The organism is Rhodohalobacter halophilus, assembly GCF_001715195.1.
Classification (GTDB): domain Bacteria; phylum Bacteroidota; class Rhodothermia; order Balneolales; family Balneolaceae; genus Rhodohalobacter; species Rhodohalobacter halophilus.
Genome location: NZ_MDWE01000014.1, coordinates 13,781 through 39,858, shown reverse-complemented (window position 1 = coordinate 39,858; position 26,078 = coordinate 13,781). Strand labels below are relative to the sequence as shown.

Sequence of the window (26,078 nt, the reverse complement as noted above, 5' to 3'; positions counted from 1 at the left end):
TCTGCGAGAAAAAATCGGCCCATTCATGATGTTCAAATAATCGCTTCTATGCCGCCAATTCATCACATCTCAAACCTACTTTTCGTATAATGGTTTGAAATTTGATCAACTATTTGCACCTGCTTATGAAATTTAAAGTCCCGCACACTCTTGTCCTTCTCTTCTTTTTGATGATTGTTTCTCTGGTGTTGACCTGGGTCATCCCTTCTGGAGAATTTCAAACCGAAATGACGGAGCAAGGACGTGAAGTTGTAATGCCGGGAACGTTTACTGAAGTAGACGAAAAGGTGATACTCTCACCCCTTTCACTATTCACGGTTGTTCCGCGGGCCTTGGCCGATGCACAGGGAATCATCTTTTTTGTTTTGATCATTGGCGGAGCACTGGCTGTGGTTCGGGAGACCGGAGCCATCGACGCATTGCTTGGTAAATTAATCAAACGTTTTGGAGACCGGCCCTTCTTACTTCTCTTTTTTGCCATGTTTGCATTTGCTGCAGCTTCTGCCACACTGGGTATGGCTGAGGAGTATATACCATTTGCCGTCATTCTCATATCGGTTTGCGTAGCTCTTCGGCTGGATGCAATTACTGCGATCGGTACAATGGTGGTTGGGTACGGAATCGGGTACGGAATTGCTTTAATGAATCCGTTCACGCTTTTAGTGGCGCAGGAAGTGGCCGAACTTCAGCCTGCTTCAGGCATTGAGTACCGGGCTATTTTAGCTTTTCCTTTTCTGGCCGTGGGATTCCATCACGTCTGGAGCTATGCTCGTAAAATTCGTTTGGACCCAACAAAAAGTCTGATGGTGGGGGCTGTTGCAACGCCGGCATCCAAAGAGCAAACTACCTACCCTGAAATGACAAAACGCCATAAAAGTGTACTGATTGCTACGTCTGCAGCTTTGATCCTCCTCGTCTTCGGGATTTATCAGTATGCCTGGTACCTGGTTGAGCTTGGCGCCATGTTTTTTGCTCTTGCCGTAGTAGTTGGGCTGATATCAAAGTTGAGTATGAATGAAACGGCAAAGGTCTTCGGGAAGGGAGCTTCCGAACTAACCGCAACCGCCCTTTTGATCGGATTTGCACGATCCATCGCACTCCTGCTGGAAGACGGTGAAGTGCTTCACACGGTTGTCAATGCTCTTGCAACTCCGCTGGCTTCTGTCGGTGCTGAGTTTTCGGCTGTGGGCATGCTCTTCATCCAGAGTATTCTGAACTTCTTTATTCCATCCGGCAGCGGTCAGGCCTTTGTAACCATGCCTCTGATGGCACCAATCGGTGATCTGGTTGGCGTTTCCCGGCAGATTTCTGTTTTAGCTTTCCAATTTGGTGATGGCCTGATGAATATGATTGTTCCCACAAATCCGGTATTGATGGGAATTCTTGGCCTGGCCGGCATCTCTTATGATCGCTGGTTCAAATTCATTGCTCCGCTCATATTGAAGCTGCTTGTCCTCTCCTCTATTGCCCTGGTTGTGTCCGTATGGATTGGGTATTCATGATTAATACGGATTACGCGATAAGATAGGCTTTAAGGCTCCGCCAGACCGCTAAAGCCGGTCCGACGGATAAATTTTTCAATTATAATTACCCAAGGATACTTACCACTCTTGCCGCTCATTAATTGAGACATTCTTACATGCATATCCTCCATAAATGTATGGAGCCCTCCCCTCCCTTTTTCCATATTAGACAGCTAATGGTTGAAGCATTCGTTCAATCGAAACCAAAAACAAACAATGGAGGGGATCATGTTAAAAATGAACACCTATCTTTTTACAGGATTACTAAGTATGGCACTTCTGGCAGTTTCTTGCAGTGACAATGCCTTGACGGATCATCAATTCGAGAGTGATGCACTGACGGTCTTACAGAAAAGTGAATCAACTGCAACTCAATCACACCACAATGACATGTCAGCACTTTTACAGGATGTAAAGAAAGCCACTGCCCGTTACAATTCCACAACTCAGGCTGTGAAGGGCGGATATATGGAAGACACTCACTGTGTTGCGCACCCTGACATGGGCGGCATGGGTTACCACTGGTTGAATGAAGAGTTGGTTGATCCGGTTTTTGATCCGCTAACTCCGGAAGTGCTGGTTTATGAAAAAGACAAGAATGGAAATTCAAAACTGGTTGCAGTGGAGTACATTGTAATTGATGTTGGCCAGCCACATCCTCACTTCGGTGATTATACGCTGGATGTGGGTGGTACACCTGTTCCGGATCCTCACTACAGCCTTCACGTTTGGCTCTATAAAGATAACCCAAACGGAACATTTACACCTTTCAACCCGAATGTATCTTGTGATTAAGGGAGAGTCAAAACATTCGTGGCACGACTCAAAGTCGTGCCACGAGCGTTTGATATGAAACGACTAAACCCGTCTGACCGCTTGGATCGGTCTGACGGGTAAACTAATCTACTTAAGCTGCTCCAGGTGTCGCCCCGCCTGCCATCAGATAAACACCCAGTATTACAAGCACAATAGCCAGAAAAATCTGCAGCCGGGCTGCGCGTATTTTCTGAGCAGCCATCCATCCACCTACGGTTCCAATTAACAGCGGCACCACTAAAAACAGTGCAAGCCACCAATCAACAGCGTCGTGAATCATATAGCCGGCCGTGGCCATGCCTGAAATAAAAATAGACTGAACCTGCGCAAGCGCTACAGACAACAGCATTGGAACACCGAGAACAACCAGTATCGGTACAGCCAGCACAGGTCCGCCTACACCAAGAAGTCCGCCGGGCAGGCCAACGGCTATCCCAACGCCCCCCAGATAGAGCATCCCTTTCAGAGTATCCATCTGTAATTTTTTCTCCGGTGCAAGTTTGTTCTTTTGACGATACAGAATCAACAACCCGGTAAAAAAGACAAACAATCCCAAGAGCACAGCGAACGTAGCCGCATCAAGCAGGGTATTTATTTGTGACCCGGCAAACGCGCCAATGACAGAAGCAATACTAAGGATAAACGCTCCTTTCATCGCTTCTTTGGTACCCAGCTGGCCGGACCGTAAATACCCAAGACTTCCCACTATACCGGTTGCGATAAATGTGGCACTGGCCGTGCCGGCTACCGTACTTGGATCCAGCGGCAGCAGGGCGAACAGAGCAATGGTTACAAAAATCCCGCCCGGGCCGATTGTGGTGATACAGAATCCCCCGACAAGGGCGATCACAAACATCAGGATCGCCATTTCGGGACTCATTGAAAGGTTGTTTATAAACAGCAGCGTGTTTAAAAAAATCATTCAGTATGGTTTATGCGAGCATTCCGCCAAAGATGGCTTGGAGCACACCTTTTCCGGAGTTAATTGCAATATAGAGAGAGAAGATCACCAAAGCACTGTTGGCAATATTTAGCTTCCAGTTGTTGGTTTCTGCACCCATCAGCTTCTTATCGTTCACTGCCCAGAACAGAAGTGCTGCAGTAATCGGTAAACCAAATACACCGTTATATGCCGGGAAGAGGGTTACCATCTCAACGACACTCAATCCGGTGATGTGCGATACCAACGGAGAAAACATACCGATCAAAATACCACCGGCAAAAATCATCTTGAATGCTTTACTGCTTCCATCTTTATGATCAATATCGAGGGCTTCCAGAATCATAAAAGGAACCGTCCACATAATCGGTACAATACTATTAAAAGCGGCGGCAATTACACCGATCAGAAATACGATCATCGCCCATTGGCCCAGAACAATTTCGAGTGCTTCGCCCGGTGCCACAAATGAGGAGAGTTCAGTGTACCCGGCAGGCCTCAGTACAGCAGCCGCTACAATGATAATCGCCAGTGTAATCAAACCGCCTACGGTGTATCCCATTGCCAAGTCCGTACGCATCATTTTTACATGCTTAAAACTGTTCCATCCTTTACGTTTTACCAGAATGGATTCCAGAAAAAAGTTAGGCCAGAGAGCTGTAGTTCCCAGAATAGCTGCTCCTAAAAGCATTGCCCCCACATCCGGAATGGCAGGAACAAATCCTTTGGCTACTTCCATCATATCCGGGCCACTGGCACCTGCTACAACAATGTATAGAATCAAAAGAAGGAACATCATTCCGGTCATCACCTTCTCTACATAGTTGTAATTCAAAATACCAACCAAGATGGCCAAGGCCCCGGTGACTACAGCGAGAGGCTGCCAGGGTAGTGCACCGGCTGATAAAATTTCAACACTTTTCCCAACTGCCGCGGTTAGTGCAAGTGTCCAGGCAATACACCCGATCGATAAGAATAGTGCAATCGTAAGTGCCCCGTTTTTTCCAAGTTTCTTTCGGATAAAGGTCATCAGGGTGTCGCCAAAAATACCAAGACGAGCGCTCATGTCCTGTGCCATAAAACCAAGCAACACAGCACCAATCACGGCCCAGATCAGAACGTATCCATATTCAACGCCTGCCTGGCTGGCAATGAATATTGAACCGGAGCCAAAGTAGCTGGCGACCATAATAAAAGACAGACCATACTTGTCAAAGAAATTTGCAAAAAACTCTTTCATACAGATGATATAATTTTTAGTTGTTTATGTTAAGGTCGGTTAAAAACCGGCAGCTCTGTCAATCAAAACAGAGGCATACCAATTTGTAATGGTGGGAATTGAGCTTAAAATTATTCAATACATATACTTGACAACTATGTACCCTAAAAACATTGAATTTCGCACTGCTTTTTAAAACCGACCAAATGTAAGCATTTTGAGACCAAACAGTAAAATAAATCAGGATTAAATCTTCCTATCACCTCGATAAAGTTGGCCGATAATATTTTTATCTAAATTTATTTCAGACAGTTACAGACAAGTCACGATCTATTAAATTTATGTTAACCGATAGGTCTCATTGCCCTCTTCTGCCTTTGTGATTACCTCTTCCCTCTCCATGAATTCAATCACCTGCTTTAGTTTCTCACGTCTCCACCGGGTTCTTCTTTGAATCGTATCGATATCCTTTTCACCGGACATCAGCAACTCACGGACCTTGTTGATCTCTGCATCGGTTACCGGGTGATGATCGACTGATTCCGCTGAACGGCAGTTATCACAATTACCGCACGGCTTCGCTTCGGTTTCCCCAAAATAGGTTCTCAGGTACACTTCACGGCATCCTTTTGTTGTAGCATAACCTTCCATATACTCGAGTTTTTTCAGCAAAACATCCCGGTAGTGATACGCTTTCTTCTGATCGATATGCAGCTTCGGCATCCTTGGGTTGATTAACCGAATGAGCGGTGTCTCCCCGATCTGCTTCACACGCAGGATCTGATCGTGCTCTGAAAACACATTAAGCGCTTTTTGCAGCTGATTTTCAGTCACCTGAAGCTTTTCAAGAAGATAATTTTGATCGATAAAATGGAAATCAGAAAACGACGGCGGACCGTAGATTCTGAACAGCTGATCCAGAAACTCCCCTTTTTTTGAATCCAGCTCTTCCACTTTTTCCCGGATGTATGCGCGGCTTACCAGAAAGTGAATTCCGGTTTTTGGCTTGTGCAGCTCCGTTAGTTCCAGAATTTCTAACCTGTGCAGAACCTCGATTCCAATCCGGATCTGTTTTGCCGATATACCGGCTCGTTTAGCAACGTTTGCATAGTCCACAGCCTCTGAGTTCTCCTGTTCGCTACCTACGGCCAGGTTCATTTCATCACAAAGTGCCATATACACCTTATTCAACTCCTCATATTCCGGATAGGAGCGCAAAATCCTGGACTTCAGCAAATCGGTATCACTGCCCTTGTAGATCAGCAGCGGATAGCTTGTCTCACCGTCCCGGCCGGCACGCCCGGCCTCCTGGTAGTACGATTCCAGTGTAAACGGCATCGAGTAGTGTATCACAAACCGGCAGTCGGGTTTGTCGATTCCCATCCCAAATGCGTTGGTTGCCACTACCAAAGGGAATTCACCGTTAATCCACTCATTTTGAACCTGCTCCCTCACCTTGTTATTTAAACCGGCATGGTACGCTTTGGCCTCAATTCCTTTTTGACTAAAAACTTTAGACCAATACTCACAATCGCGGCGCGTGTTGGCATACACAATACCGCTGCCCATTTTCACTCCACGCCTGACCGCCTTCATCAGCAGTTCTTTTTTCTGGTCGGTCTCATTAACCCACCAGTGCAAATTCGGACGCTGGAATCCGCCGGTTATCACCTTTGGATCTTTGAATTTCAGCGCTTCAAGTAAATCCTTTTTTACCTCGGGCGTGGCCGTTGCCGTCAGGGCAATCCATCGGACTTCATCACCTAACAGTGAGAGTTCATCCCGGATGTGTCTGTAGCTTGGCCGAAAATCGTGCCCCCATTCCGAAATACAGTGCGCTTCGTCCACCGCCACAAGAGAAATGTTCAGATTTTGAATCTCAATTTGCCACCTCTCCGACGCCAGCCGTTCCGGGGCGATGTAGAGTAGTTTATACATTCCATTTCGGGCGTTAACCAGCCGCTGCTCCACCTCATGTCCCGGCAGTGTGCTGTTGATCAATGTTGCGCGGATTCCGGCTTTTTGGAGCTGTTCTACCTGATCCTGCATTAAAGCGATGAGCGGGGAGATGACAATGGTAAGCCCATCCAGAACCATGGCAGGCACCTGGTAACAGAGAGACTTCCCGCCGCCCGTGGGAAACAGAACCAGCGTCTCGTTACCATCCAAAACAGACTGAATCGCCATCTCCTGCCCGGTCCGGAAAGAGTCGAAACCCCAATATTTTTTTAGCGCCCCCTTGGCGTCGTCGATAGTTGGCCGGCTCATTGCTTCACCTGATGTGGTTGTCACTGCTTGTTGGTTATGTCAAAGCTAACGAATTGGAAAGGAAAATGAAGCCTTTTTGTGACACCGTCTGACCTACATTCTGAATTACATCACAGTTCAATCACTGCTCCGGAATCCGCGCTTCGAAAAACCGCATCGATCACTCTCATATTGGCAACCGCATCCTCAAGCGATGTGGGAACCGGTTTTTCGTAACGTATGGAGTTGCAAAAAGCGTCCACCTGCAGCCGATACTGATCCACGGCATCCGTTTCAATGGTTTTACGCTCACCGTTTTTGATTAGGTGTACACGGGCGCCCTCATGACCGGATGGATTAAAAGGAGTATCCACCTCTATTAGTCCGTCTGAACCATAAACAGTAACTCTCTGGCTGTTCTCAATTTTGGTGGAACATATAAAAGTCGCTGTTTTGTTTCCGAATCGTAGAATTCCGGATGCCCGGGTGTCAACACCAAATTTTGAGTCAGTCTCCAGATCACAGAAAGCTGTGTCCGGTTCCTCCTCAAATAGAAACCGTGCCGCGGAAATACAGTAGCAGCCGATATCCATCAAACCGCCCCCACCCATGCCGGGTTGATTTCGGATGTTATTCGGGTCATCATTGAAATAGGTAAACACCGAGTGTATGGTCTCCGGTTTGCCGATCTCTCCTTTGTTGATCAATGTTTTCACCTCATCCCACTGTGGGTGAAAGCGATACATAAACGCTTCCATCACTTTTAGGTCCGGAAATTCACGGGTTTTATTCATCAGCAATTCTGCTTCCTCACTGTCCATGGCAATCGGCTTCTCACACAAAACATGTTTTCCGGCCTTCATCGCACGGATCGTCCAGGGAACGTGCAGATGATTTGGAAGCGGGTTGTAAATCACGTCAACGGATTCATCAGCCAGCAACTCTTCATAGCTTCCGTAACTGACCGGAATATTCAATTCTCCGGCCACAGATGCGGCCTTTTCAGCATTTCTGGAGGCGATCGCCTGAACCACCCCTCGTTCACTCTCCTTGATGGCGGGAATGAGATGCTTTACACCAATTTTCGCCGTGCTTAAAATTCCCCATTTGACGGTTTTCATAGCCAATTATTTTTAACCCTATCTATGTTGATATAATCGTTTAAATGTTACCTGCAGACTATTTTCTGCAAACGTTTCATGCTTCGATGCCGGCACAGTAGCCCTGTTCAATCTTATCAATTCAGGCGAATCCCCTTTTGTTACAAGGTTCGGTCTGAATGAAAATCAAACAGGTATTGAATATCTTGATCTACCATTACATTCGCCATTATACTTTCATCGTCAGATCTGAATCGCATCTGCATAGATCCCGGGCACGTTCCCGAAATTTCGAACAGAATCTTCTTGCATCGGTGCGATGACAACACCGGAACGAACTTCCCTGGAGAGAAATGGCTTTGTGGCCTGACGGATCGGGTTTTCGGAACTGCAGCCGAAAATAATCGAATGGAATCCCCTCTGCCGATAGTCTATATAAACAGATCTCAGGAGAGCCTCCATGATCTCAGGGTCCCGGTCAGCCAATGCATATTCAGCAATGGTCACATCTCTGAACGGTTCTCCCGGCTCCGGAAGTTTAGCACTGCCGTTGAACCGGGCTATCAGGTTATAAGCTTTGTGAACAAAATTCATTTTAAATCCTCTAAACTTGATCCTGTTCTTTTTGATCGTGGTCATATCCCAGGCGAGGCAAGCCCCCACGATCTCTCCGTTTTTCAATGCCAGGTAATAATCTTCGATCTTAACTCCCGGCCGGTTTTGCAGATTGCTAAGAAAAATTTCCCGGTTCATTACCGGCGCCAGAAACAGGTTCATGAATTCATTGGCAAGCAGTGAAACAATCTGTTCAACATCCGCCAAAGAAGCATTTCGAATTGTGTATTTACTGCTCAGTGCCATCGGCTTGAGGGTTAGTAGCGTCAACATAGAGATTGATCCGCACAATTTTGATTCAAGCTCTCCCAGTTTGGCAATCCGTTCTCCCGGCCGGTTGTCCTGCATTACATAACCATACAGATATTTTACTTCCGGCCGGTTTTTAACTTTGTAGGCTACTCTTTCTCCCAGTTTCTTCAGAAAGATATGCCCCGTTCCTTTTTGGATAACATGCATATTCCCCAGGTAGATCACATCTGTGATAACTCCGCGGATGAATCGTTTCTGATAGGATGCAATCGCGATCCCAATGAGCTTTTTTCTACAGAAAAGCCCAAGCGGTACTACTTTATACGACAGCATGTTAGGAATGGAAAAAATATCAGGAGAACGGTCGAAATGAATGCTGATCTTATCTGTTTTCACCGGCGATTGTCGGCTAATCTCAAGAAATCTATCATTCCAGCTTTCGGGTAAGCCTTTTACCTCATAACATGACAGGTCAAGCTCTATGTTATTAAATTTTGTCATGATTCCTGAAGCTAAACGGAATAAGCTTGTAAAATGGGAAGCGATCCTCCGCCAAAAGTTTCTCTCCGCCTTTCTCGTCAAACCCTAAAATTTCAGGAAGTTTGAGGTCTGTCACACGAGCCGAGTGGATGTACCGGATTAATCCTTTCGCATCCGGGCCGGACTTTTGAGCAATAATCTGTAAAAGCTCTGTGAAATCCTCTGCTGACAGCCAGTCGCTCACATTAGAAAGGGCAAACTTGTTGTAATAGCCGGCATCCCTCCTGTTCATACTTTCAGTTACTGACTCCTTACGAAAACGGAGCCGTTCAGATTCCTCATGTAGACGAGATATTCCCTTAGGCTGTAAGTAATCGGGCAGGGACTCTTCAAAGAGCACCCGGTTAAACAGCACAAACTGAAGCATCCAGTTTTCCCTCACCGGGGTGTTGGTACAGAAATCTCTGAACTGATTATATAATTTGTGCCCCAGATGCTGATCCTTCCAGTGTATCAATCCTTGTTCAGAGATTCCCCGCTGCTTATACAACTTCGGGTGAAACATGACATTGAACAGGTTCTTCAGTAATCCCGCTCGTAAGATCTCATCAAAGTACGATTTCTGTTCCTCTATACTCCTGGCCTCAAACAGCCCGTTCAGTTTTTTTCTTCCACCCAGCAGCAGGCGGCCCAGAGGAGAAAATCTACGAATATAGGTCTCATATTTCCCCAGATTGACCGGGCCGTATTTCAAAATGGAGAGGTGATTCATCCAGAATTTCAGTTCCGTTTCAGTGAGTTCAGGTGCAATCTGATGAAACCATAAAGCCCGGTCTGTTTCTTTAGCAGGCATATACCCCAGGAATTGAGCCGCCTGAATCCTCTCAAAATGAAGAGCTACCTTTAACTTAAGACGGGAGAGATAAATCTGGGATGCGGCAATGTCAACGGCATCAATCATGACCGATTCGTGGCTGTTTACCAATAGCTCTAACGGAATTTCCCCGGCACTGGCAATACAGAGAACGCGGTCATTCTCTTTCAGACTGAGGGCTGATAATTCACTTTTAGCGTCATCCTGTGCCAACCCGAAATCGTATATAAATTCTCTCTTAAACATAGAACCTCTCCAATTGATTTGATAGTGGCTCTCTTAAATCAAGATAAAAAGAAAACAGGCCTGAAGCGTTTACTCGCTCCTCAATATCTTCTCCATCTTTTTACCCCTTGCCAGCTCATCCACCAGTTTGTCCAGGTATCTGACCTGTTTTGTGAGTGTATTTTCAATCTCCTCGATCCGGTAACCGCAAATGACTCCGGTGATGAGGTGAGCATTCGGATTCAATATAGCCTCGTTAAAGAAATCTTTAAACGTAACCTCACGATGAATGAGCTCTTGAATCTTGTTATCATCAAAACCGGTCAACCACTCAATAACCTGATGCAGTTCCTCTTTTGTTCTGCCCTTCTTCTCCACTTTTGTGACATAGTGCGGATAAACAGATGCAAACGTCAGAATTGCCATTCTCTCGTTATGCTCCGGTGTTGGTTGCATACCATTTAATCCCTTTCATTGTTACTTTTACTCCATACAATTTTGAAAATCCACAACTGTATGTATCGTAAAGAGTAGCAATAAAATAGTACTCTGGCAAGAACCGGTAAGCACTATTTGGGTTCTTCTTTCTTCATTACAAAATCACTGTTACTAAATACTTCAGCCAGAATGGACTGTTCTATGTAGCTTCGTTGAGTCGATTTTACGGGAACCCGAACTATCAGATGAATTTCACCGGCTGCAGGTACCTGAATGGAAACCCGCGGATCCGTGGTTGGTACATCCAGCCCCTTCTCCTTGCTAAGCTGTTCCATATGAGATCGCGCTTCATTCAGATATGGTTTACAAAACTTGTTTGCCGCTTTCAGAAACTCCTTCTGTGCCGCCCGCCAGTTCTCCTCCCGTTTAAACGGAACCGTAAAAACATGGAGTACATAATCGTGCGTATAGCTTTCGTTGATCACCGGTTCGGATACAAAAAGGGCATTCGGAATAACCGTCATACGGCCTGTACGCTGATGAGTTAGTTTTCCGGGGCCTACTTCGAGTATTGTTGTTGCCAAAATGTTCTGATCAATCACATCCCCTCGAAAATCTTTTACCTGAATACGATCGCCTATATTAAACGAACCGGCACCGGTTTTCAAAATCGATCCGGTTATACAGAGGATCAGCTCTTTTGTGGCCACAACAAATGCTACCGCAATAGCAACAATCGATAGTGCAAACGTTCTCAGCGCTTCTCCCCAGATAAAAATCAATCCGAGAATAAGCAGTAAAATAAATGCATTCCGGGTTTGTACCAACCAGCGTCTCTGCAGCTCTTTTGATTGAACTCTTTTTTTAATGAAACGCGAAATGATGGCGCGGATTAAGCCTACAGCTACAATTAAGAATCCTGTCTCAATCAGCAGCGTCAGTAACTCCTCAGAGATAGCCATTTGATCTTGCAGATTAGATAGACCTTCAAACATATATTCCTTCTTATACAATTAATTCCCATCTCCTTCATCAGAATCAATGGTGCTTAAAACCACAAGTCGATCCTGATTCTGAAGATTCAATTTTTCCGTCCTGGATGGATTTAACTGCAAATCGATCTTCCCATCTCCCGTATTACAATACAGGCCGAGTGCCGTATCCTGGTATTCAGCAATATGATTTTCAAGATCTTCAAAAGTCATCAGGCCGGGGTTAAGCTCGTAATCATCCAGATTTCTGAGTATTATTTCAGCTCCATTTACTGTAAAAAGCTCATTATAAACCACATGCAGTTCCCGCCTCATGGCAATGGTAGCCAGAAGGTTACTTAGTATAAGCGGACTAATAATCGATTCACTTCTAAAGTTTCTGATTAATAACTCATTCCCCGGATCTACCAGCTCCATTACAATTTGCGGACGTTTCTCCGCCGATTTCAGTATCTCTTCAAGTAGTGTATATCCAACAATCGTCCGCGCATCAGCTTCCTCACCTGCCAGAAGTCTGTCACTGCTCACCATCAGAATGTGATCATACTTATGGGGATTCAGTGAACGCATTTCAGACTCGCGAATGTAGTCGAGGAACTCGTGCCGGCACTCTACATTTTTGGTTTCTTTCAGAATATAATCAATCTCTTTTTTACGACTTTCTAAAGGCCGAACAGAAGCTAAGGTAAGTTGAAATGTCTCTCTTGTATAGGTTCCAAGTTCTTTTATAAGTGCTGGTATGTGATGATTCCAGCCCAACACAAGAATATTCGATAAACCGTTATATTTTCCAGTTCTCGGCCGTTTTTTCTTGTTTTCAGGAATGCCGGCTACTGACTTTTTTGAGATCGATCCAGCTGTAATATCTACATCTTTAAGTTTCCGTGCCAGCACAACCAACTTATCACTTTTCCTAAAAACCATATTGAAATCCGGATTGAGAAATGGTATCAACTCCCCATTTTCTTCCCGAAGTATTCCCAATATTATAGCCTTGGAAAAGGCCTGTTTAAGCTGAATCAACGTATTCCCATCTGCATCCGGAAGATCAAGGATATATAAATTGTTATTCTGGCTATGTGACAACATCTCATTAAAAACTGCCGATAAACCATTATGGTGAATGTTTTGCGCGATCAGGCGGCTCAAAATCGCATCACTTGGAATCACTTCCAACGGACCCGAATAGGCTCGCTGAGCAGCTTTCACTTTATTTTGATCCAGAATTTCTGCGACCACGTATGGCTTAGTATCAATCCCATTTTGGGAATCCATTTCTGCATTCAATGAAAGAAGTGTTTTAATGGTCTCTACATCGGGAGTAATTAACTCCTTGCCGGCTATAGACGGACTCGGTATAATAATCGCAGAAGCGTGACGGCTGTCTACTCGCTGTAAATGCTCGCGATCTATCGACTCACCGGATCGTAAAATAATCTCTCCTGCACGCTTTCCTAACCGTGGATGATCTTTTAGTTCCTGAAGTCTCGCGGGGCTCACATCATCAGACAGAACAATGAGTTTCAACGCTCTTGCACCGTGCCTCTTGAGAAATTTTTTAACTCTTTTGCTCGATTGGAACAGTTCAGCTGCAATGTGAACAGTACGATTCGTCCAGCCCAGTATAATAATGTGATTCCGTGCGGATACTTTTGTGAGACCCTGTTCCAGACTTCGAATTTTTCGGTTCAGCCAGGTTGTAATAATGGCCACCAGTGAACCGATAAACACAACGTTTCCCGCAATCGTTAAAAATGTAGAAACAATTCGCATCCAGGTTCCCTCGTCATCACCGAGATAGCCGGGATCCGTTAGTCTTAGAAAGGCCCACCAAAGTGTGTCGCCGGGAGAGTTTGAAGGTTCATCAACCGGCATTACCATCAACCCGCCGACAATAGAAAGAACCCCAATCAATGCTATGACAAACAGTAACTGAACATGTGTTCCCTTAATGAACTGTCGTTCCAGGAAAAAATTAAACCTTTCAACGATACGGCGTTTAATCTTATTTACCATTTACCAGCGTTTTAGGGGCATTGAGTTTTGAATACATACTGTCAAATTTACCTCATCAAACTGCATCAATTAATAAGCTGTATGATTAAATAGCAAATCAATGAGGATATCGAATAAAATATTCCTGCATGGATTTTTATTGATTGACTCTGATGATCAGAAATTCGAATAGCAAAGAAGATGACAACTTCTACTCTTCAGAAAACAACTCCTCCAGTTTCTCTTCAAGCTCCCGGCCATGAAGATCTTTGGCCACAATTGTTCCTTTTTCATCCACAAGGAAGTTTTTGGGAAGGGCCGTAACGGAATACTCCCTGGCCGTATCGCTTTCGTAACCGTCAACCGTTGAGACATTGGTCCAGGTTCGGTTGTCATTCCTGACTGCGTCCTTCCATCTGTTCTCCTCAAATTCAATACCAAATCCAAAAATTTCAAACCCCTCGTCGCTGAACCGTTCGTACATTCTGCCCAAATGAGCGCTTTCTGATCTGCACGGCCCGCACCAACTGCCAAAAAAATCGATCAGCGTGTATGTGCCGAGATTGTTATAAAGGGACTGCTCCACGCCGGATGTATCCGGTGCTACAATTTCCGCCACTTCTCCCCCAATGGAAACCTGCTCCAGTATTCTCACTTTTTCCGAGACGAGCTCAGCCACCTTCAGCCCCGAGTGACGCTCAGAAAATTCGGCGGAAAGATTCTCGTAGAACTCCATATCCTTGTCACCGTCCCATCGCACCATGGTTGGATAGATCGCGATCGATGTCCCCATCTTTTCAACCGCAGATCTAAGGGTGTCGCGGTAGGCTGCCTCAGCTTGAAGCACACGGTCGCCGAGACGTTCAATTCGTTCGGCATTTTCCGGATTGTTCTCATCCAGTAAATCTTCAAGATCAGTCCGAATCAGATAGACCGATTCTTCCAGAATTTTCATCCGGAACGCTTCATACTCTTCAAAAAGCTCCGTGTCCGGAGAGCCGGAAATTTCAAAATCCTCTTCAGAAGTGATTTGAATCGTTATCTGTTGCCCGGAATCAGCCACAAAGGAGACGTCCGGATAGCCAAAGATCCTCAACTGGTAGAAATGCGGCTCAAGACTGTAGGATTCTGAAAATCTTCCATCAGCTTCTATTGTCAGGGTGTCCACATTGTCAAACTCATTGGCATTCAGCCCTTTCGCTTGATACAGTAATGCGTTCTCCACACTGTTGTCAGCTATATTTCCCTCCAGAGAAAATACGGTTTCATTTGAACCGGTTGTGCAGGAAATGAATAATAGAGCTGATAGAACTGGGAACAGAATAGAGATTTTAGAGAACACTGTATATTATTTAAATGATTCATGTTATGCCTGATGAGAGCTTACGAGAAGAGATCAGACTTTCCGGAAACAATAGTTATAGATGAACATGCTCAATAACTTCTTACAAATAGTAGAAAGCTTTAGTTCATAAAAGGATTGGAGCGGGTGGTTAATCGTTTTGCCGATCATCTATTCAGCTAATTACATGCACACTCGATTACTGCCTTTCGATGATATCAGTAGCAGATCATGTTGAGTCATAGAAATATCCCGCTCCTCAAAAGAGGACGAATCCATCCAACTCGTGCGAATCTCCATCTTTAAAAAACTGTTGTTACTCAATGTTGTTGACCGAAATGATCTCAATAGAAATCAATCCCTAATATCATATAACAGAACTGTCATCAATGAATTAAGCATATCCATTACAACCGATATGGAGCTGCGCTTACAAACATCTTTGGAAATTAATTTTATACTTAAAAAAGGAGGTCACATGAAAACAATTTACATCATATGGCTCTTCATATTACTCTTTATAGCTGTAATTACAGTCTCTTGTGGAAATATTTTTGGAGATAATTTCTGGGATGATGAGGAGGAATGGTATGGTTCTGAAACAGAAATTCTTCGAATAGAGATTGAACCAAACCCTGCTATTGCAGGAGAATCAGTCACTTTCATCTGTTTTATTAAAGATAGTCTGGATCCTAAATTCTATTATCTCTGGATCGCAGATATTGAATCAGACATACAGATCAGAACTGAGACCAATGTTTATAAAACTGAAGCCCCAAGTATTCTGGGTAATTATGAAGGAAATGTTTATGTGAGCAATGACAAACCTAACTACAGCGCAGCATCAGAAAATTTTTTATACACAGTCATTCAAAAACCAAATTGAGACAAGACCTCTATAAGGCAATTTCAGTCCGCACTAATTCAAAAAGATCGAGCACCTCAATCAATCCGTTTTCCTGCTGGAGGTGGTTGGCAATTAGATTTTTGAGTAGTACTTTTGAGACAATCATTGGTCTTCTTGTGTTTTGAGTTTTGGTTGGTTTGGACGCTGCCAAACCTACACAAGAAGACTTTTTTATTCTACCCGCAAGACACACTTATTGGGTAAGTATCGATTGAGCCTCTGGTTAAGTGGGCGAATCTACGGAGCAACCATTTCCTGCAACACACTGAGTACCTTCTCTTCGGCTGAACTGCTGATTGAGCCAAGATTTTTGATCAAACGGCTTTTATCTGCGGTACGAATTTAATCTAAAACAACCTGCCCTTTTTTGCCCTGAAATGTAGTGGTGACCCGGGTTGGGTAACTTTTGATTGTAGAAGTCATCGGTGCGATAATTACGGTTCTGATATGCTTATTCATTTCATCGGGAGAAATGATTACACAGGGACGGGTTTTCCTGATTTCAGACCCCGAAAGCCTTCGGGGTGAATCAAGCGAAATCAGATGAACCTCAAATCTTCGGACCGGATTTCTTCGGTTAATCCACTTTCTTCGATAAACGGTTTTGGAATTCGAACCCCTTGGGAATTTCCAATACGGATTATTTTTGTTTTCATGGCTTCGTTCGTTATGAAAATTGACTATCTAATATAATTACAATGTAATTACATTTCGACGAAAGAAAAGAAGATTCATTGAGCCACTTAACGGTTTGGTGTTTCTGCGGCCGGGCTATGAACTTGAAAGTCAAACAAAAAACCGGAACCGGTCCGCAGGAAACACTTGTTAACGCAACCCCGCACTTGATTTAGGTGGATTCTGCCTAACATGCCACACAGTCTGAATATAGATCGTATTATCTTCTTTACGTATCCGGTATATTACCCTATAGTTTCCGAATATCAATTCACGCAAAGTTGGCTCATTATATTCTGGCACAATCCGCCCTGACTCGGGTTGCTCAATAAGCTGATCAGTTTTTTTGATCACTTTCAAAACCCACTTTTCAGCAGTTGTTACATCATCTTTAGCAATGTAGTCGACAAACTTGTTTAGCTTGTGCAATGCCTGATTGGTCCAGACTATTTCCACTTGGCAAGGTTTTCTTTAATCTGCTTTTTGGCTTCATCATGGGAAACGACTTCTCCTCTTGCAATTTGGCGTTCCGCTTCAATCAGCTCTTCCATCAAATCGATTTTATCAACCATACGCTGATACTCAGATACATCCACTAAAACAGCCGCACTTTTTCCGTGCTGTGTTAAAACAATGGATCGCTTCTGCTTTTTGATTCGGTCAATGAAATCCGCTGCGTGTTTCCGGAATTCGGAAAGCGGTTGAATGTCTTTGTCTATTTCAATTCGCGCTGTGGGCATAACGATTTGGTTTTCTTTTAAACGTATCTTTAATGTACAATATTAATACATAATAAGTTAACGAAAAAAAGGAAGTGTATTGGAGAAGGGTGCGTTAACATATAATTATACGACAGAACTCAGACTGTCCTGCCTGTCGCAGAATATCTGATTTTATTGTGAGTTGCAATTAGAGGCTGTTAATTGGGAGTTTATACGACATCCTAAAGCTTGTCAATGTCTGGTAATGTCCAAATTGCGACATCACCTACTTCCTGTATCACGCCTCCCTGAAACAAAAAAAGGTGTGAGCTTTTGCCCACACCTTTTCAATTATGTTGCATGCTTCTAACTGATCACACAAGCGCCTTCATGTAGTCGCGACGCATCTGTGCAATGGCTGAAATGCTGATCCCTACCGGACATACCGCCTCACACTCGGCAAAGTTGGAGCAGTCTCCAAAACCTTCCTTCTCCATCTGCTCTACCATGGCAAGGGTCCGTTCTTCACGTTCTGTCTGTCCCTGAGGCAGGCTGTTCAGATGAGCCAGCTTGGCGCCGGTAAACAGGGATGCCGAAGAGTTCGGGCAGGCCGCCACACAGGCACCGCACCCAATACAGGTTGCATAGTCGAATGCTTCATCCGCAACCTTCTTCTTAACGGGAATCAGGTTCGCTTCCGGAGCCTGGCCGGTGTTCACCGAAACATATCCGCCGGCTTCAATAATCCGGTCAAACGCAGAGCGGTCCACAACGAGGTCTTTAATGACCGGGAATGCAGCCGCCCGAGGCGGTTCAATCACGATGGTATCCCCGTCGTTGTAATTCCGCATGTGGAGCTGGCAGGCCGCCGTTTTATGCTTCGGCCCGTGCGCACGACCGTTAATCACCAGGTTACACGAACCGCAAATCCCCTCGCGGCAGTCGTAATCAAACTCAACAGGATCGATACCCTCCATGATCAGCTTCTCATTCAGCACGTCCAGCATCTCAAGAAACGACATGTGTTCGTTTACATTATCCAGTGTATAATCATGGAAACCGCCTTTATCCTCGGCGTTTTTCTGTCTCCAGATTTTCAGGTGTATTGTCATCAAACTAGTACTCATATCAAATCCTGTTATTTGTAACTTCTTTGTTTCAGTTCCACAAAATCGAACTCCAGATCCTCTTTGTGGAGTTTTGTTTCAAGTTTGCCGTTTACACCCAGAAACTCCCAGGCAGCTACATACGAGTAATCCTCATCGTTTCGCAGAGCTTCGCCCTCTTCGGTCTGATACTCCTCCCGGAGGTGGCATCCGCACGACTCTTCTCGCTGCAGCGCGTCGAGCGCCATCAGCTCAGCCAATTCAAAGAAATCGGCAATTCTCGCGGCAAATTCCAGGTACTTGTTGTAGTAGTTCGATTCGCCGGGAACGCGTACGTTGTTCCAGAAATCTTCGCGGAGCTCACGGATCTCCTCAATGGCAGATTCGAGTCCCTCTTTGCTGCGGGAGATTCCCACTTTGTCCCACATAATCTTGCCCAGTTCACGGTGGAACTCAATCAGGGATTTGTCACCTTTCACGTTCAGCAGTCTGTCGAGTTGATCCTGTGAAGCTTTCGCCGCTTCGTTGAAGGCTTCATGATCGGTATCTACTTTCTGCAAATCTTCACCTGCAATATAGTTACCCACTGTGTAAGGAATGATGAAATAACCGTCGGAGAGTCCCTGCATCAGCGCACTCGCTCCGAGCCGGTTGGCTCCGTGATCAGAGAAGTTCGCTTCACCGGCCACAAACAGTCCCGGGATGTTGCTCATCAGATTATAATCTACCCAAAGACCACCCATCGTATAGTGGACCGCAGGGAAAATTCTCATCGGCACTTCGTACGGGTTGTCATCGGTAATATTCTGATACATGTCAAAGAGGTTACCGTAGCGGGCTTCTATCGCCTCTTTGCCGTCTCGCTTGATGGCATCACGGAAATCGAGATAAACCGCTTTGCCGGTCTCTCCCACTCCCAGTCCTTCATCTGTAACCATCTTCGCATTTCGGGACGCTACATCACGCGGAACAAGATTACCGAAACTTGGATAGCGCTCTTCAAGGTAGTAATACCGCTCATCCTCGGGAATGTCATTCGGATGACGCTTATCTCCTTTCTTGCGGGGAACCCATACCCGTCCGTCGTTCCGTAAACTCTCACTCATCAGTGTCAGCTTGGACTGGTAGTCGCCCGAAACGGGAATACAGGTCGGGTGAATCTGCACATAGCAGGGATTGGCAAATGCCGCGCCGCGCTTATGGCATCTCCAGGCAGCCGTTACGTTTGAGTTCTTGGCGTTTGTGGAGAGGTAGAAAACGTTGCCGTAACCGCCAGTGCAGAGTACCACCGCGTCAGCTTCCCATTTTTGTACGGTTCCATTTACCAGATCGCGGGTAATGATACCGCGCGCTTTACCGTCAACCACAACCAGGTCGAGCATCTCCTGGCGCGGGAAGTTTTGGATTTTTCCTTTGTGTACCTGACGCATCATCGCCTGATAGGCACCGAGCAGCAGCTGCTGACCGGTCTGTCCGCGGGAGTAGAATGTTCGTGATACCTGCGCACCGCCAAATGAACGGTTGTCAAGCAGACCGCCGTAATCACGGCCAAACGGAACGCCCTGCGCTACCGCCTGATCTATAATATTGTTGGAATTCTGTGCCAGCCGATACACATTTGCTTCACGGCTTCTGTAGTCGCCTCCTTTAATGGTATCATAAAAGAGTCGCCAGACGCTATCACCATCGTTCTGATAGTTTTTGGCAGCGTTAATCCCACCCTGGGCGGCAATACTGTGAGCCCTCCGGGCTGAATCCTGAATACAGAAAGTTTTCACATTGTAGCCGAGTTCGGCCAGACTCGCGGCAGCCGAAGCACCGGCCAGCCCGGTTCCCACAACAATGACGTTATGCTTTCTTTTATTGTTGGGAGCAACCAGTTTAATATCCTGTAAATGCTTACTCCACTTCTCTTCAAGTGGTCCTGAGGGTACTTTTGAATCTAATTTCATAATAGTTTAGGTAGATTTACAAAATGATTATTGGCATTGAATGAGAGCTGCTTCGCAACCGCCTCCAAAATAGATATAGAGAGGGATAAACAGGAAGCCAACGGCAAAAACAACAGCTAATATTCCGCCGATAGTGTACATCGCAGCGGATAGTTTCTTACTCTTCATGCCAAGAGAGGTGAATGCACTCCAGATACCGTGGCCCAGGTGGGTTCCGAGCAGAAGCATGACAAAAGCGTATCCGAAAGCATACCCTGCACTGTTTTGAAATGTATCAATAACAAGAGTTTTGATATCGTGCGTCTCCTTACCGTCAATCATTACGGTACCCGTATCGCCCAGGGCAAACGTATTGACGTGGAGAATAACGAAGATGAGCAGCACAATTCCCGTAAATGCCATACTGCGGGAGCTCAGACTCTGTTTGCTTGGTCCGCCCTTACTGCTATACACTTCATATTTATTTGGGCGCGCTTTTTTCTTCTTGATCCAGATGGAAATCCCGATCCAGGCGTGAATTAAAAAGACGGCCAGAAGTCCGATTCTTGCAAACCAGAGAAGTGGACCCAGTTCGTGAAGTGTCATTGAGTACCGGTTCATCGCATCAGGTTCACCAAAAATGGCCAGATTTCCGCCAAGGTGAAAGATGATGAACAAGACGAGGAAAACACCGGTCAAGCCGGTCAAAAATTTTCGCCCAACCTGTGACGTCGCTGCTTGTAGTAGATTTGGCATACTGTAGATTTTATTATTAACGTGATCAGTTAGATGAATTATAATTGTTCAGATAAACAACCATCAATATTTTTCTGTTCCTTTATTCAGTTAATAAAAGTCGTCTCTTTTAATATAAAAGGCAAGGTAGAAGCGCTTCGATTCGGGGATTCGTCTTATTCAGAAAAAGTCTAAATTGCAGCCGTAAACTCCATCTAACTAAACCAACTTCTTGTATACCGTTACAAAACTTTATCAAAGCGACTATCGTATCAAAGGGTCCAAATTCCTGGGCTATCTTCAACAGATTGAACAGAAAGAGGACGCAGATTCTTTTCTAAATTGGGTAAAAAATGAGCATCCCACCGCCACCCATCACTGCTACGCGTGGCGTATACATCCCAATCAGATTGAAGAGTTTGAGCAGGATGACGGGGAACCGAACGGAACAGCGGGCATGCCTATTTTAAATGCCCTGCGATCCGCCGAACTTGTAAACTGCATGATGGTTTCGGTTCGCTACTACGGAGGAACCAAACTTGGCAAGTCCGGCTTGATTGATGCATACGGCGAATCGGCCAGACTCTGTATTCAAAAAGCCACTCTTCATCCGGTCATCCCAATCCGGGTTTATCAAATTGTGCACGGATATGAACACCAGGGGATCATCGACAAACTGAAAAACGATTTTACGGTGATTGAGCTGAACTCTGAGTACATGGAAAATGTAACACTTGAGCTGGGTATTCCGAAGGAAGAAGCTGAACGTTTTGAAGGACAGCTCAAATCTTCCATTCATCTTTTTGAAGATTATCAAAAGGGAGGAGATTCTTATCACATCAACAAAATTAGAAGCTGAAAATCAGTGATCAGCTTGTTACCTTAAAAACAAAAATTTATGAAGATATATACGAAGAAAGGCGATCAGGGCTATACATCCCTCTTTGGCGGGGCAAACGTGGAAAAGAGCAGTCTGCGAATTCACGCGTATGGCACTGTTGATGAGCTAAACTCCGTTATCGGTGTAGCTCTCTCCCATCCCATCAGCGATAAGAGTGCGGAGGTCCTGAATGCGATTCAGTCACAACTTTTTGTGCTCGGCGCCGACCTGGCTACCCTTCAAACCAAAGAGGCTAAGATCGAAAGAATCGGTGCGGGAGATATTGAAAAACTGGAGAACTGGATCGATGAGCTGGAAGAAGAGCTCCCTCCTCTCAAAAATTTCATTCTTCCGGGCGGATCACAGGCCGGTGCTGCCATTCATCAGGCGCGAACCGTTTGCCGCCGGGCTGAACGTAATACCGTGGCATTGAAGCAAAACAATCCAATCTCTGCCGAAACCGTGATCTACCTGAACAGGCTGTCGGACCTTCTCTTTGTACTGGCACGATATGAAAACAAACAGGCCAAAGAACCGGAAACTCCGTGGACGCCCCGGAAAAAGTAACCGTTTTACAGTGAATTTGATATATAAAAACTGATAACAAATTCTCCCTTAGTAGGGGGAGATTAAGAGGGGTGTCCAAAAAGATGTATTACACATTAAAGATGTATTACACATTTAAAAGCCGCTTAAATAATTTGGGGTTTTCTATCAGACTCACCCTATTTCCCTCTCTACCAAATAGAGAGGGATTGAAGGTCTGAATTATTTAAGCTATTAAACAACTTCAGAGACTTTTTCCAAATTCTTATCCCAAACTCATCTAATTTAAAACCAAACAATTCAAAAATTTTCAAGCTTTATGGCATTAATGATCTCCGTATCCGGAATTCGTGGAATATTCGGTTCCCATCTGACACCCCAAAACCTTGTTAACTTCACCTCCGCTTACGGCATGTGGCTCAATAGCGGCACCGTGGTTGTTGGCCGCGACTCCCGCGTAACCGGACAGATTTGTGAAGACATCGTCTGTGCAACACTTCAGAGCGTGGGTTGTGATGTCATCAAAGTAGGCATTGCTCCCACTCCCACCGTGGCCATGGGGGTTCTGAAACATCAGGCTGATGGAGGAATTATTTTAACGGCCAGCCACAATCCGGCCCAATGGAATGCACTGAAACTGCTGAACAGCAAGAGTGAATTTCTGGATGCAGATCAGGGTAAAGAGGTGCTGGATATCGCCGACAAGGGAGAGTTTGAGTACAAACCGTTCGATCAAATTGGGTCCGTAAATGAAGATACGAACGCAATTACCGACCATATTGACCGGATTCTGAAACTGCCTTATATCGATGCGGATCTGATCAAAAAGAGGAATTTTACCGTAGCCGTGGATGCGGTAAACGGCGCCGGATCGGTTGCGCTCCCACAACTGCTGGAGGCCCTTGGCGTAAATGTGAAGAAAATTAACTGTGAACCGAACGGTATCTTCCCGCACAATCCGGAGCCGCTGCCTGAAAACCTGACGGAGATCTGTGAGTTCGTAAAAAACAATGAGTGCGACCTGGGGGTCGTCACAGATCCCGATGGCGACCGTCTCGCGTTAGTGGATGAAAACGGCCGGCTGTTTGGTGAAGAGTACACACAGGTGGCAGCTTTTGATCTGTTTTTGTCAAAAAAGCCTGGCGATACCGCCACCAATCTCTCCTCTTCACGGGCGGCTGATGACATCACAAAAAAATATGGACAAACCTGTCATCGTTCTGCTGTAGGCGAGATTAATGTAGTAAAGGTGATGCAGAAGCAAGGCGCCGTTATAGGCGGTGAAGGAAACGGAGGAGTAATTAATGCCGACCTGCACCCCGGACGCGATGCCCTGGTTGGAACCGCGATGATACTGCAGCTGCTGGCCGAACGCGACATCAAAGCGTCTGATTACCGAAACTCACTCCCAGACTACGAAATGAGCAAGCAGAAAATGGAGCTGAACGATCTGGGGATGGATGCCGATGACCTGCTCACAAAAGTAGAAAAAACATTTGCCGACCAAAATCCAAACACCGTTGACGGCGTTAAAATTGATTTTGAACAGGGTTGGGTGCACTTCAGAAAATCAAATACCGAACCGATCATACGGGTGTACAGTGAAGCAGAGACGAAAGAGAAAGCAAATGAACTTGCGGAAAAAATTATATCGGTGATTCGCTCTTAAGACAAAAAACAATGGGTGCTTTCAACACAACGCTTTGCTATTTTTGAACTTCACTTTCTATAAAGAACGACATACAACATGATCACTTCAATGACAGGTTTTGGCCGGGGCGAATCATCGTCGAACGGCTACCAGGTAACAGTTGAAATTAAAACTCTCAACAGCCGCTACCTCGATGTTTCCGTCAGAATGCCCGGCACCCTTCAGGATAAAGAGATTGAGTTGAAAGAGTGCGTACAAAAACACCTTTCCCGCGGGAAAGTGAACGTGAACATCAACGTTGATAAATCCAAAGGTGCCGGAATTGATATCAAACTGAATGAAGAGCTGGCTCAAAGCTACAGCTCAATTCTCAATGATCTGCGAAGTGCCGGGAGTATCGATCAGCCGGTTACCGTTCAGGATCTCATGCAGTTCAATGATATTTTTGAAACGAAGAAAGAGGATGAAGAGGAGGTGAAAATCATCTGGGAGTGCACCAAGTCTGCCTTGGTTACGGCTCTCGAAAATCTCAACACCATGCGCCGAAATGAAGGCCAGGAGTTGAAAGATGATTTATCCAATCTGATTACCGGTATTTCTGAACTGCTGGATGAGGTGACCATCTTATCGGATAAGCGCGCCCCGGAGGTTAGGGAAAAACTGAAAACCCGTATTACAAAAATGGTCACTGAGGAGCAGATTGATCCGGATCGTATGGAGATGGAGATTGCGCTACTGGTAGATAAAATGGATATCAACGAGGAGATCATTCGGCTGCAGTCTCACCTCAAATTTTTCCTCGAAGCTTTGGAAGCAGACGAACCGGTTGGACGGAGGCTCAACTTTTTGTGCCAGGAGATCAACCGGGAACTGAACACCATCGGATCCAAAGCCAACGATTCGACCGTAGCTCATCACATTGTACTCGGCAAGGAGAAACTGGAACAGATCCGCGAACAGGTTCAGAATATTGAATAATCGCCTCAAAACTGCATTTAGTAATCTGATAGAATGAGTAAAAGAGGAAAAATTTTAATTTTGGTTTCACCCAGCGGTGGCGGCAAATCTACCATGACCAAACGCCTGCTTCGGGATTTTGACAAGATCAAATTTTCAGTAAGCGCCACAACACGCCCTCCCCGTAAAGGTGAAGAAGACGGGGTTCACTACCATTTTCTCACGAAAGAAAATTTTAAACAGAAAGTGGCCGACGGAGATTTTTTAGAGTGGGAGGAGTTTTATAATGGTACCATGTACGGAACATTACGCTCTGTCGTTGAAAATGAGTTGAATAAAGGCTATTTTATTTTGCTTGACATTGACGTATTGGGTGCGAAAAATGTAAAGGAGCTTTACGGTGACGAAGCCCTGGCTCTTTTCATCAAGCCTCCCTCCCTGCAAGTTCTGAAAGAGCGGTTAATTGCTCGCGGAACCGAAAGTGAGGAGACTCTGAATACGCGTATCGAACGCGCGGAAAAAGAGCTGGAGTACGCATCCGATTTTGATACAGTTATTGTTAATGATGATCTGGAAACAGCGTATAACCAGATCAAAGAAACGGTTTCAAATTTTATTAATTCATAACACACTATTATGCCGATTCGAACACTCAACTTAGAAGAAATGGGTAGCAAAAAAGGTAATCGCTACGAGAAAATTGTTGCGATGTCTAAGCGTGCCCGTCAGATTGCTGCTCAGGAAAAAATGGAGCTCGACGAAAAGCTTAAATATTTTGAAGGCTTTGAAGATGAAGATGAGTTCACATTCAACGAAGAGCAAGAGAGAATTTCAAAAGCGTTCGAAAAACTGCCACACCCTACGCAGCGTGCGGTGAGCGAAATGCTGGATGACAAAGTTACTTACCGTTACCCAAATAAAGAGATTTAAA

25 protein-coding genes and 1 pseudogene are annotated in these 26,078 nt (G+C 45.2%); 9 read left to right on the top strand and 17 right to left on the bottom strand.

Features of this window, described 5'->3' with window-relative positions; translation table 11 throughout:
* Positions 1 to 125 precede the first annotated feature (125 nt).
* Both BG260_RS05380 and BG260_RS05375 read left to right on the top strand, forming a co-directional pair.
* A complete protein-coding gene (locus BG260_RS05380; protein WP_069130939.1) occupies positions 126 to 1,502 on the top strand; it encodes a YfcC family protein in 1,377 nt (458 codons plus the stop codon).
* A 249-nt stretch (positions 1,503 to 1,751) separates the two neighbouring features.
* Entirely contained in the window at positions 1,752 to 2,318 is a 567-nt protein-coding gene (locus tag BG260_RS05375; RefSeq protein WP_141691523.1) for a hypothetical protein, read from the top strand.
* 112 nt (positions 2,319 to 2,430) lie between these two features.
* On the opposite strand, the gene BG260_RS05370 is transcribed toward BG260_RS05375, so the two are convergent.
* The 10 genes from BG260_RS05370 to BG260_RS05325 all read right to left on the bottom strand — a co-directional run bounded on the left by BG260_RS05370 (position 2,431) and on the right by BG260_RS05325 (position 15,058).
* Positions 2,431 to 3,261: a sulfite exporter TauE/SafE family protein gene (locus BG260_RS05370; protein ID WP_218089727.1), complete on the bottom strand. Its 831-nt coding sequence runs from the start codon at positions 3,259 to 3,261 to the stop codon at positions 2,431 to 2,433.
* Positions 3,262 to 3,271: 10 nt separating this feature from the next.
* Positions 3,272 to 4,519, bottom strand: coding sequence for an Nramp family divalent metal transporter (locus BG260_RS05365; protein ID WP_069130937.1), 1,248 nt, complete (start codon positions 4,517 to 4,519; stop codon positions 3,272 to 3,274).
* Between the two features lie 318 nt (positions 4,520 to 4,837).
* A complete protein-coding gene (locus BG260_RS05360; protein ID WP_141691522.1) occupies positions 4,838 to 6,790 on the bottom strand; it encodes a RecQ family ATP-dependent DNA helicase in 1,953 nt (650 codons plus the stop codon).
* An 86-nt stretch (positions 6,791 to 6,876) separates the two neighbouring features.
* Complete coding sequence (locus tag BG260_RS05355; protein ID WP_069130935.1) at positions 6,877 to 7,866, bottom strand: Gfo/Idh/MocA family protein; 990 nt, start codon at positions 7,864 to 7,866, stop codon at positions 6,877 to 6,879.
* A 222-nt stretch (positions 7,867 to 8,088) separates the two neighbouring features.
* Positions 8,089 to 9,213, bottom strand: coding sequence for a hypothetical protein (locus BG260_RS05350; RefSeq protein ID WP_069130934.1), 1,125 nt, complete (start codon positions 9,211 to 9,213; stop codon positions 8,089 to 8,091).
* Positions 9,200 to 10,312 (bottom strand): DUF3419 family protein, encoded by a 1,113-nt coding sequence (locus BG260_RS05345; RefSeq protein WP_069130933.1) that lies wholly within the window; start codon positions 10,310 to 10,312, stop codon positions 9,200 to 9,202. The genes BG260_RS05350 and BG260_RS05345 overlap by 14 nt, the downstream gene beginning before the upstream one ends.
* Positions 10,313 to 10,381: 69 nt before the next feature.
* The gene (locus BG260_RS05340; RefSeq protein WP_069130932.1) at positions 10,382 to 10,747 is read right to left on the bottom strand and encodes a DUF2200 domain-containing protein; all 366 of its coding nucleotides are present in this window, start codon (positions 10,745 to 10,747) and stop codon (positions 10,382 to 10,384) included.
* Between the two features lie 113 nt (positions 10,748 to 10,860).
* A complete protein-coding gene (locus tag BG260_RS05335; protein ID WP_218089726.1) occupies positions 10,861 to 11,691 on the bottom strand; it encodes a mechanosensitive ion channel domain-containing protein in 831 nt (276 codons plus the stop codon).
* A 51-nt stretch (positions 11,692 to 11,742) separates the two neighbouring features.
* Positions 11,743 to 13,737: a CASTOR/POLLUX-related putative ion channel gene (locus BG260_RS05330; RefSeq protein ID WP_069130930.1), complete on the bottom strand. Its 1,995-nt coding sequence runs from the start codon at positions 13,735 to 13,737 to the stop codon at positions 11,743 to 11,745.
* Between the two features lie 190 nt (positions 13,738 to 13,927).
* Positions 13,928 to 15,058: a TlpA family protein disulfide reductase gene (locus BG260_RS05325; protein ID WP_069130929.1), complete on the bottom strand. Its 1,131-nt coding sequence runs from the start codon at positions 15,056 to 15,058 to the stop codon at positions 13,928 to 13,930.
* A 418-nt stretch (positions 15,059 to 15,476) separates the two neighbouring features.
* Between BG260_RS05325 and BG260_RS05320 the strand changes: the two genes are divergently transcribed.
* Positions 15,477 to 15,944 carry a hypothetical protein gene (locus tag BG260_RS05320; RefSeq protein WP_141691521.1) on the top strand — a complete coding sequence of 156 codons (468 nt, stop codon included), beginning with the start codon at positions 15,477 to 15,479 and terminating at the stop codon, positions 15,942 to 15,944.
* Positions 15,945 to 16,202: 258 nt separating this feature from the next.
* On the opposite strand, the pseudogene BG260_RS14520 reads toward BG260_RS05320, so the two are convergent.
* The 7 genes and pseudogenes from BG260_RS14520 to BG260_RS05295 all read right to left on the bottom strand — a co-directional run bounded on the left by BG260_RS14520 (position 16,203) and on the right by BG260_RS05295 (position 21,134).
* Positions 16,203 to 16,547 (bottom strand): annotated as a pseudogene (locus BG260_RS14520) (type II toxin-antitoxin system PemK/MazF family toxin).
* Positions 16,505 to 16,621 (bottom strand): AbrB/MazE/SpoVT family DNA-binding domain-containing protein, encoded by a 117-nt coding sequence (locus BG260_RS14640; protein ID WP_456238930.1) that lies wholly within the window; start codon positions 16,619 to 16,621, stop codon positions 16,505 to 16,507. Before BG260_RS14640 ends, BG260_RS14520 begins: the two are co-directional and overlap by 43 nt.
* Positions 16,622 to 16,790: 169 nt before the next feature.
* A complete protein-coding gene (locus tag BG260_RS05315) occupies positions 16,791 to 17,096 on the bottom strand; it encodes a type II toxin-antitoxin system RelE/ParE family toxin (protein WP_069130927.1) in 306 nt (101 codons plus the stop codon).
* Positions 17,087 to 17,380 carry a type II toxin-antitoxin system Phd/YefM family antitoxin gene (locus tag BG260_RS05310; RefSeq protein WP_069130926.1) on the bottom strand — a complete coding sequence of 98 codons (294 nt, stop codon included), beginning with the start codon at positions 17,378 to 17,380 and terminating at the stop codon, positions 17,087 to 17,089. Before BG260_RS05310 ends, BG260_RS05315 begins: the two co-directional genes overlap by 10 nt.
* Positions 17,381 to 17,715: 335 nt before the next feature.
* Positions 17,716 to 18,453: a succinate dehydrogenase/fumarate reductase iron-sulfur subunit gene (locus tag BG260_RS05305; RefSeq protein ID WP_069130925.1), complete on the bottom strand. Its 738-nt coding sequence runs from the start codon at positions 18,451 to 18,453 to the stop codon at positions 17,716 to 17,718.
* Positions 18,454 to 18,479: 26 nt separating this feature from the next.
* Positions 18,480 to 20,399 carry a fumarate reductase/succinate dehydrogenase flavoprotein subunit gene (locus BG260_RS05300; RefSeq protein WP_069130924.1) on the bottom strand — a complete coding sequence of 640 codons (1,920 nt, stop codon included), beginning with the start codon at positions 20,397 to 20,399 and terminating at the stop codon, positions 18,480 to 18,482.
* Between the two features lie 27 nt (positions 20,400 to 20,426).
* On the bottom strand, positions 20,427 to 21,134 hold the full coding sequence (locus tag BG260_RS05295) for a succinate dehydrogenase cytochrome b subunit (RefSeq protein WP_069130923.1): 708 nt from the start codon (positions 21,132 to 21,134) through the stop codon (positions 20,427 to 20,429).
* A gap of 211 nt (positions 21,135 to 21,345) precedes the next feature.
* Between BG260_RS05295 and BG260_RS05290 the strand changes: the two genes are divergently transcribed.
* The 6 genes from BG260_RS05290 to BG260_RS05265 all read left to right on the top strand — a co-directional run bounded on the left by BG260_RS05290 (position 21,346) and on the right by BG260_RS05265 (position 26,077).
* Positions 21,346 to 21,972, top strand: a complete 627-nt coding sequence (locus BG260_RS05290; RefSeq protein WP_069130922.1) for an IMPACT family protein — start codon at positions 21,346 to 21,348, stop codon at positions 21,970 to 21,972.
* 39 nt (positions 21,973 to 22,011) lie between these two features.
* Positions 22,012 to 22,560, top strand: coding sequence for a cob(I)yrinic acid a,c-diamide adenosyltransferase (locus tag BG260_RS05285; protein WP_069130921.1), 549 nt, complete (start codon positions 22,012 to 22,014; stop codon positions 22,558 to 22,560).
* Positions 22,561 to 22,858: 298 nt separating this feature from the next.
* The gene (gene glmM, locus BG260_RS05280) at positions 22,859 to 24,208 is read left to right on the top strand and encodes a phosphoglucosamine mutase (RefSeq protein WP_069130920.1); all 1,350 of its coding nucleotides are present in this window, start codon (positions 22,859 to 22,861) and stop codon (positions 24,206 to 24,208) included.
* 78 nt (positions 24,209 to 24,286) lie between these two features.
* The gene (locus tag BG260_RS05275; RefSeq protein WP_069130919.1) at positions 24,287 to 25,168 is read left to right on the top strand and encodes a YicC/YloC family endoribonuclease; all 882 of its coding nucleotides are present in this window, start codon (positions 24,287 to 24,289) and stop codon (positions 25,166 to 25,168) included.
* Between the two features lie 33 nt (positions 25,169 to 25,201).
* A complete protein-coding gene (gene gmk / locus BG260_RS05270; RefSeq protein WP_069130918.1) occupies positions 25,202 to 25,774 on the top strand; it encodes a guanylate kinase in 573 nt (190 codons plus the stop codon).
* 39 nt (positions 25,775 to 25,813) lie between these two features.
* On the top strand, positions 25,814 to 26,077 hold the full coding sequence (locus BG260_RS05265; RefSeq protein WP_245683903.1) for a DNA-directed RNA polymerase subunit omega: 264 nt from the start codon (positions 25,814 to 25,816) through the stop codon (positions 26,075 to 26,077).
* The last annotated feature ends 1 nt before the right edge of the window (position 26,078 follow it).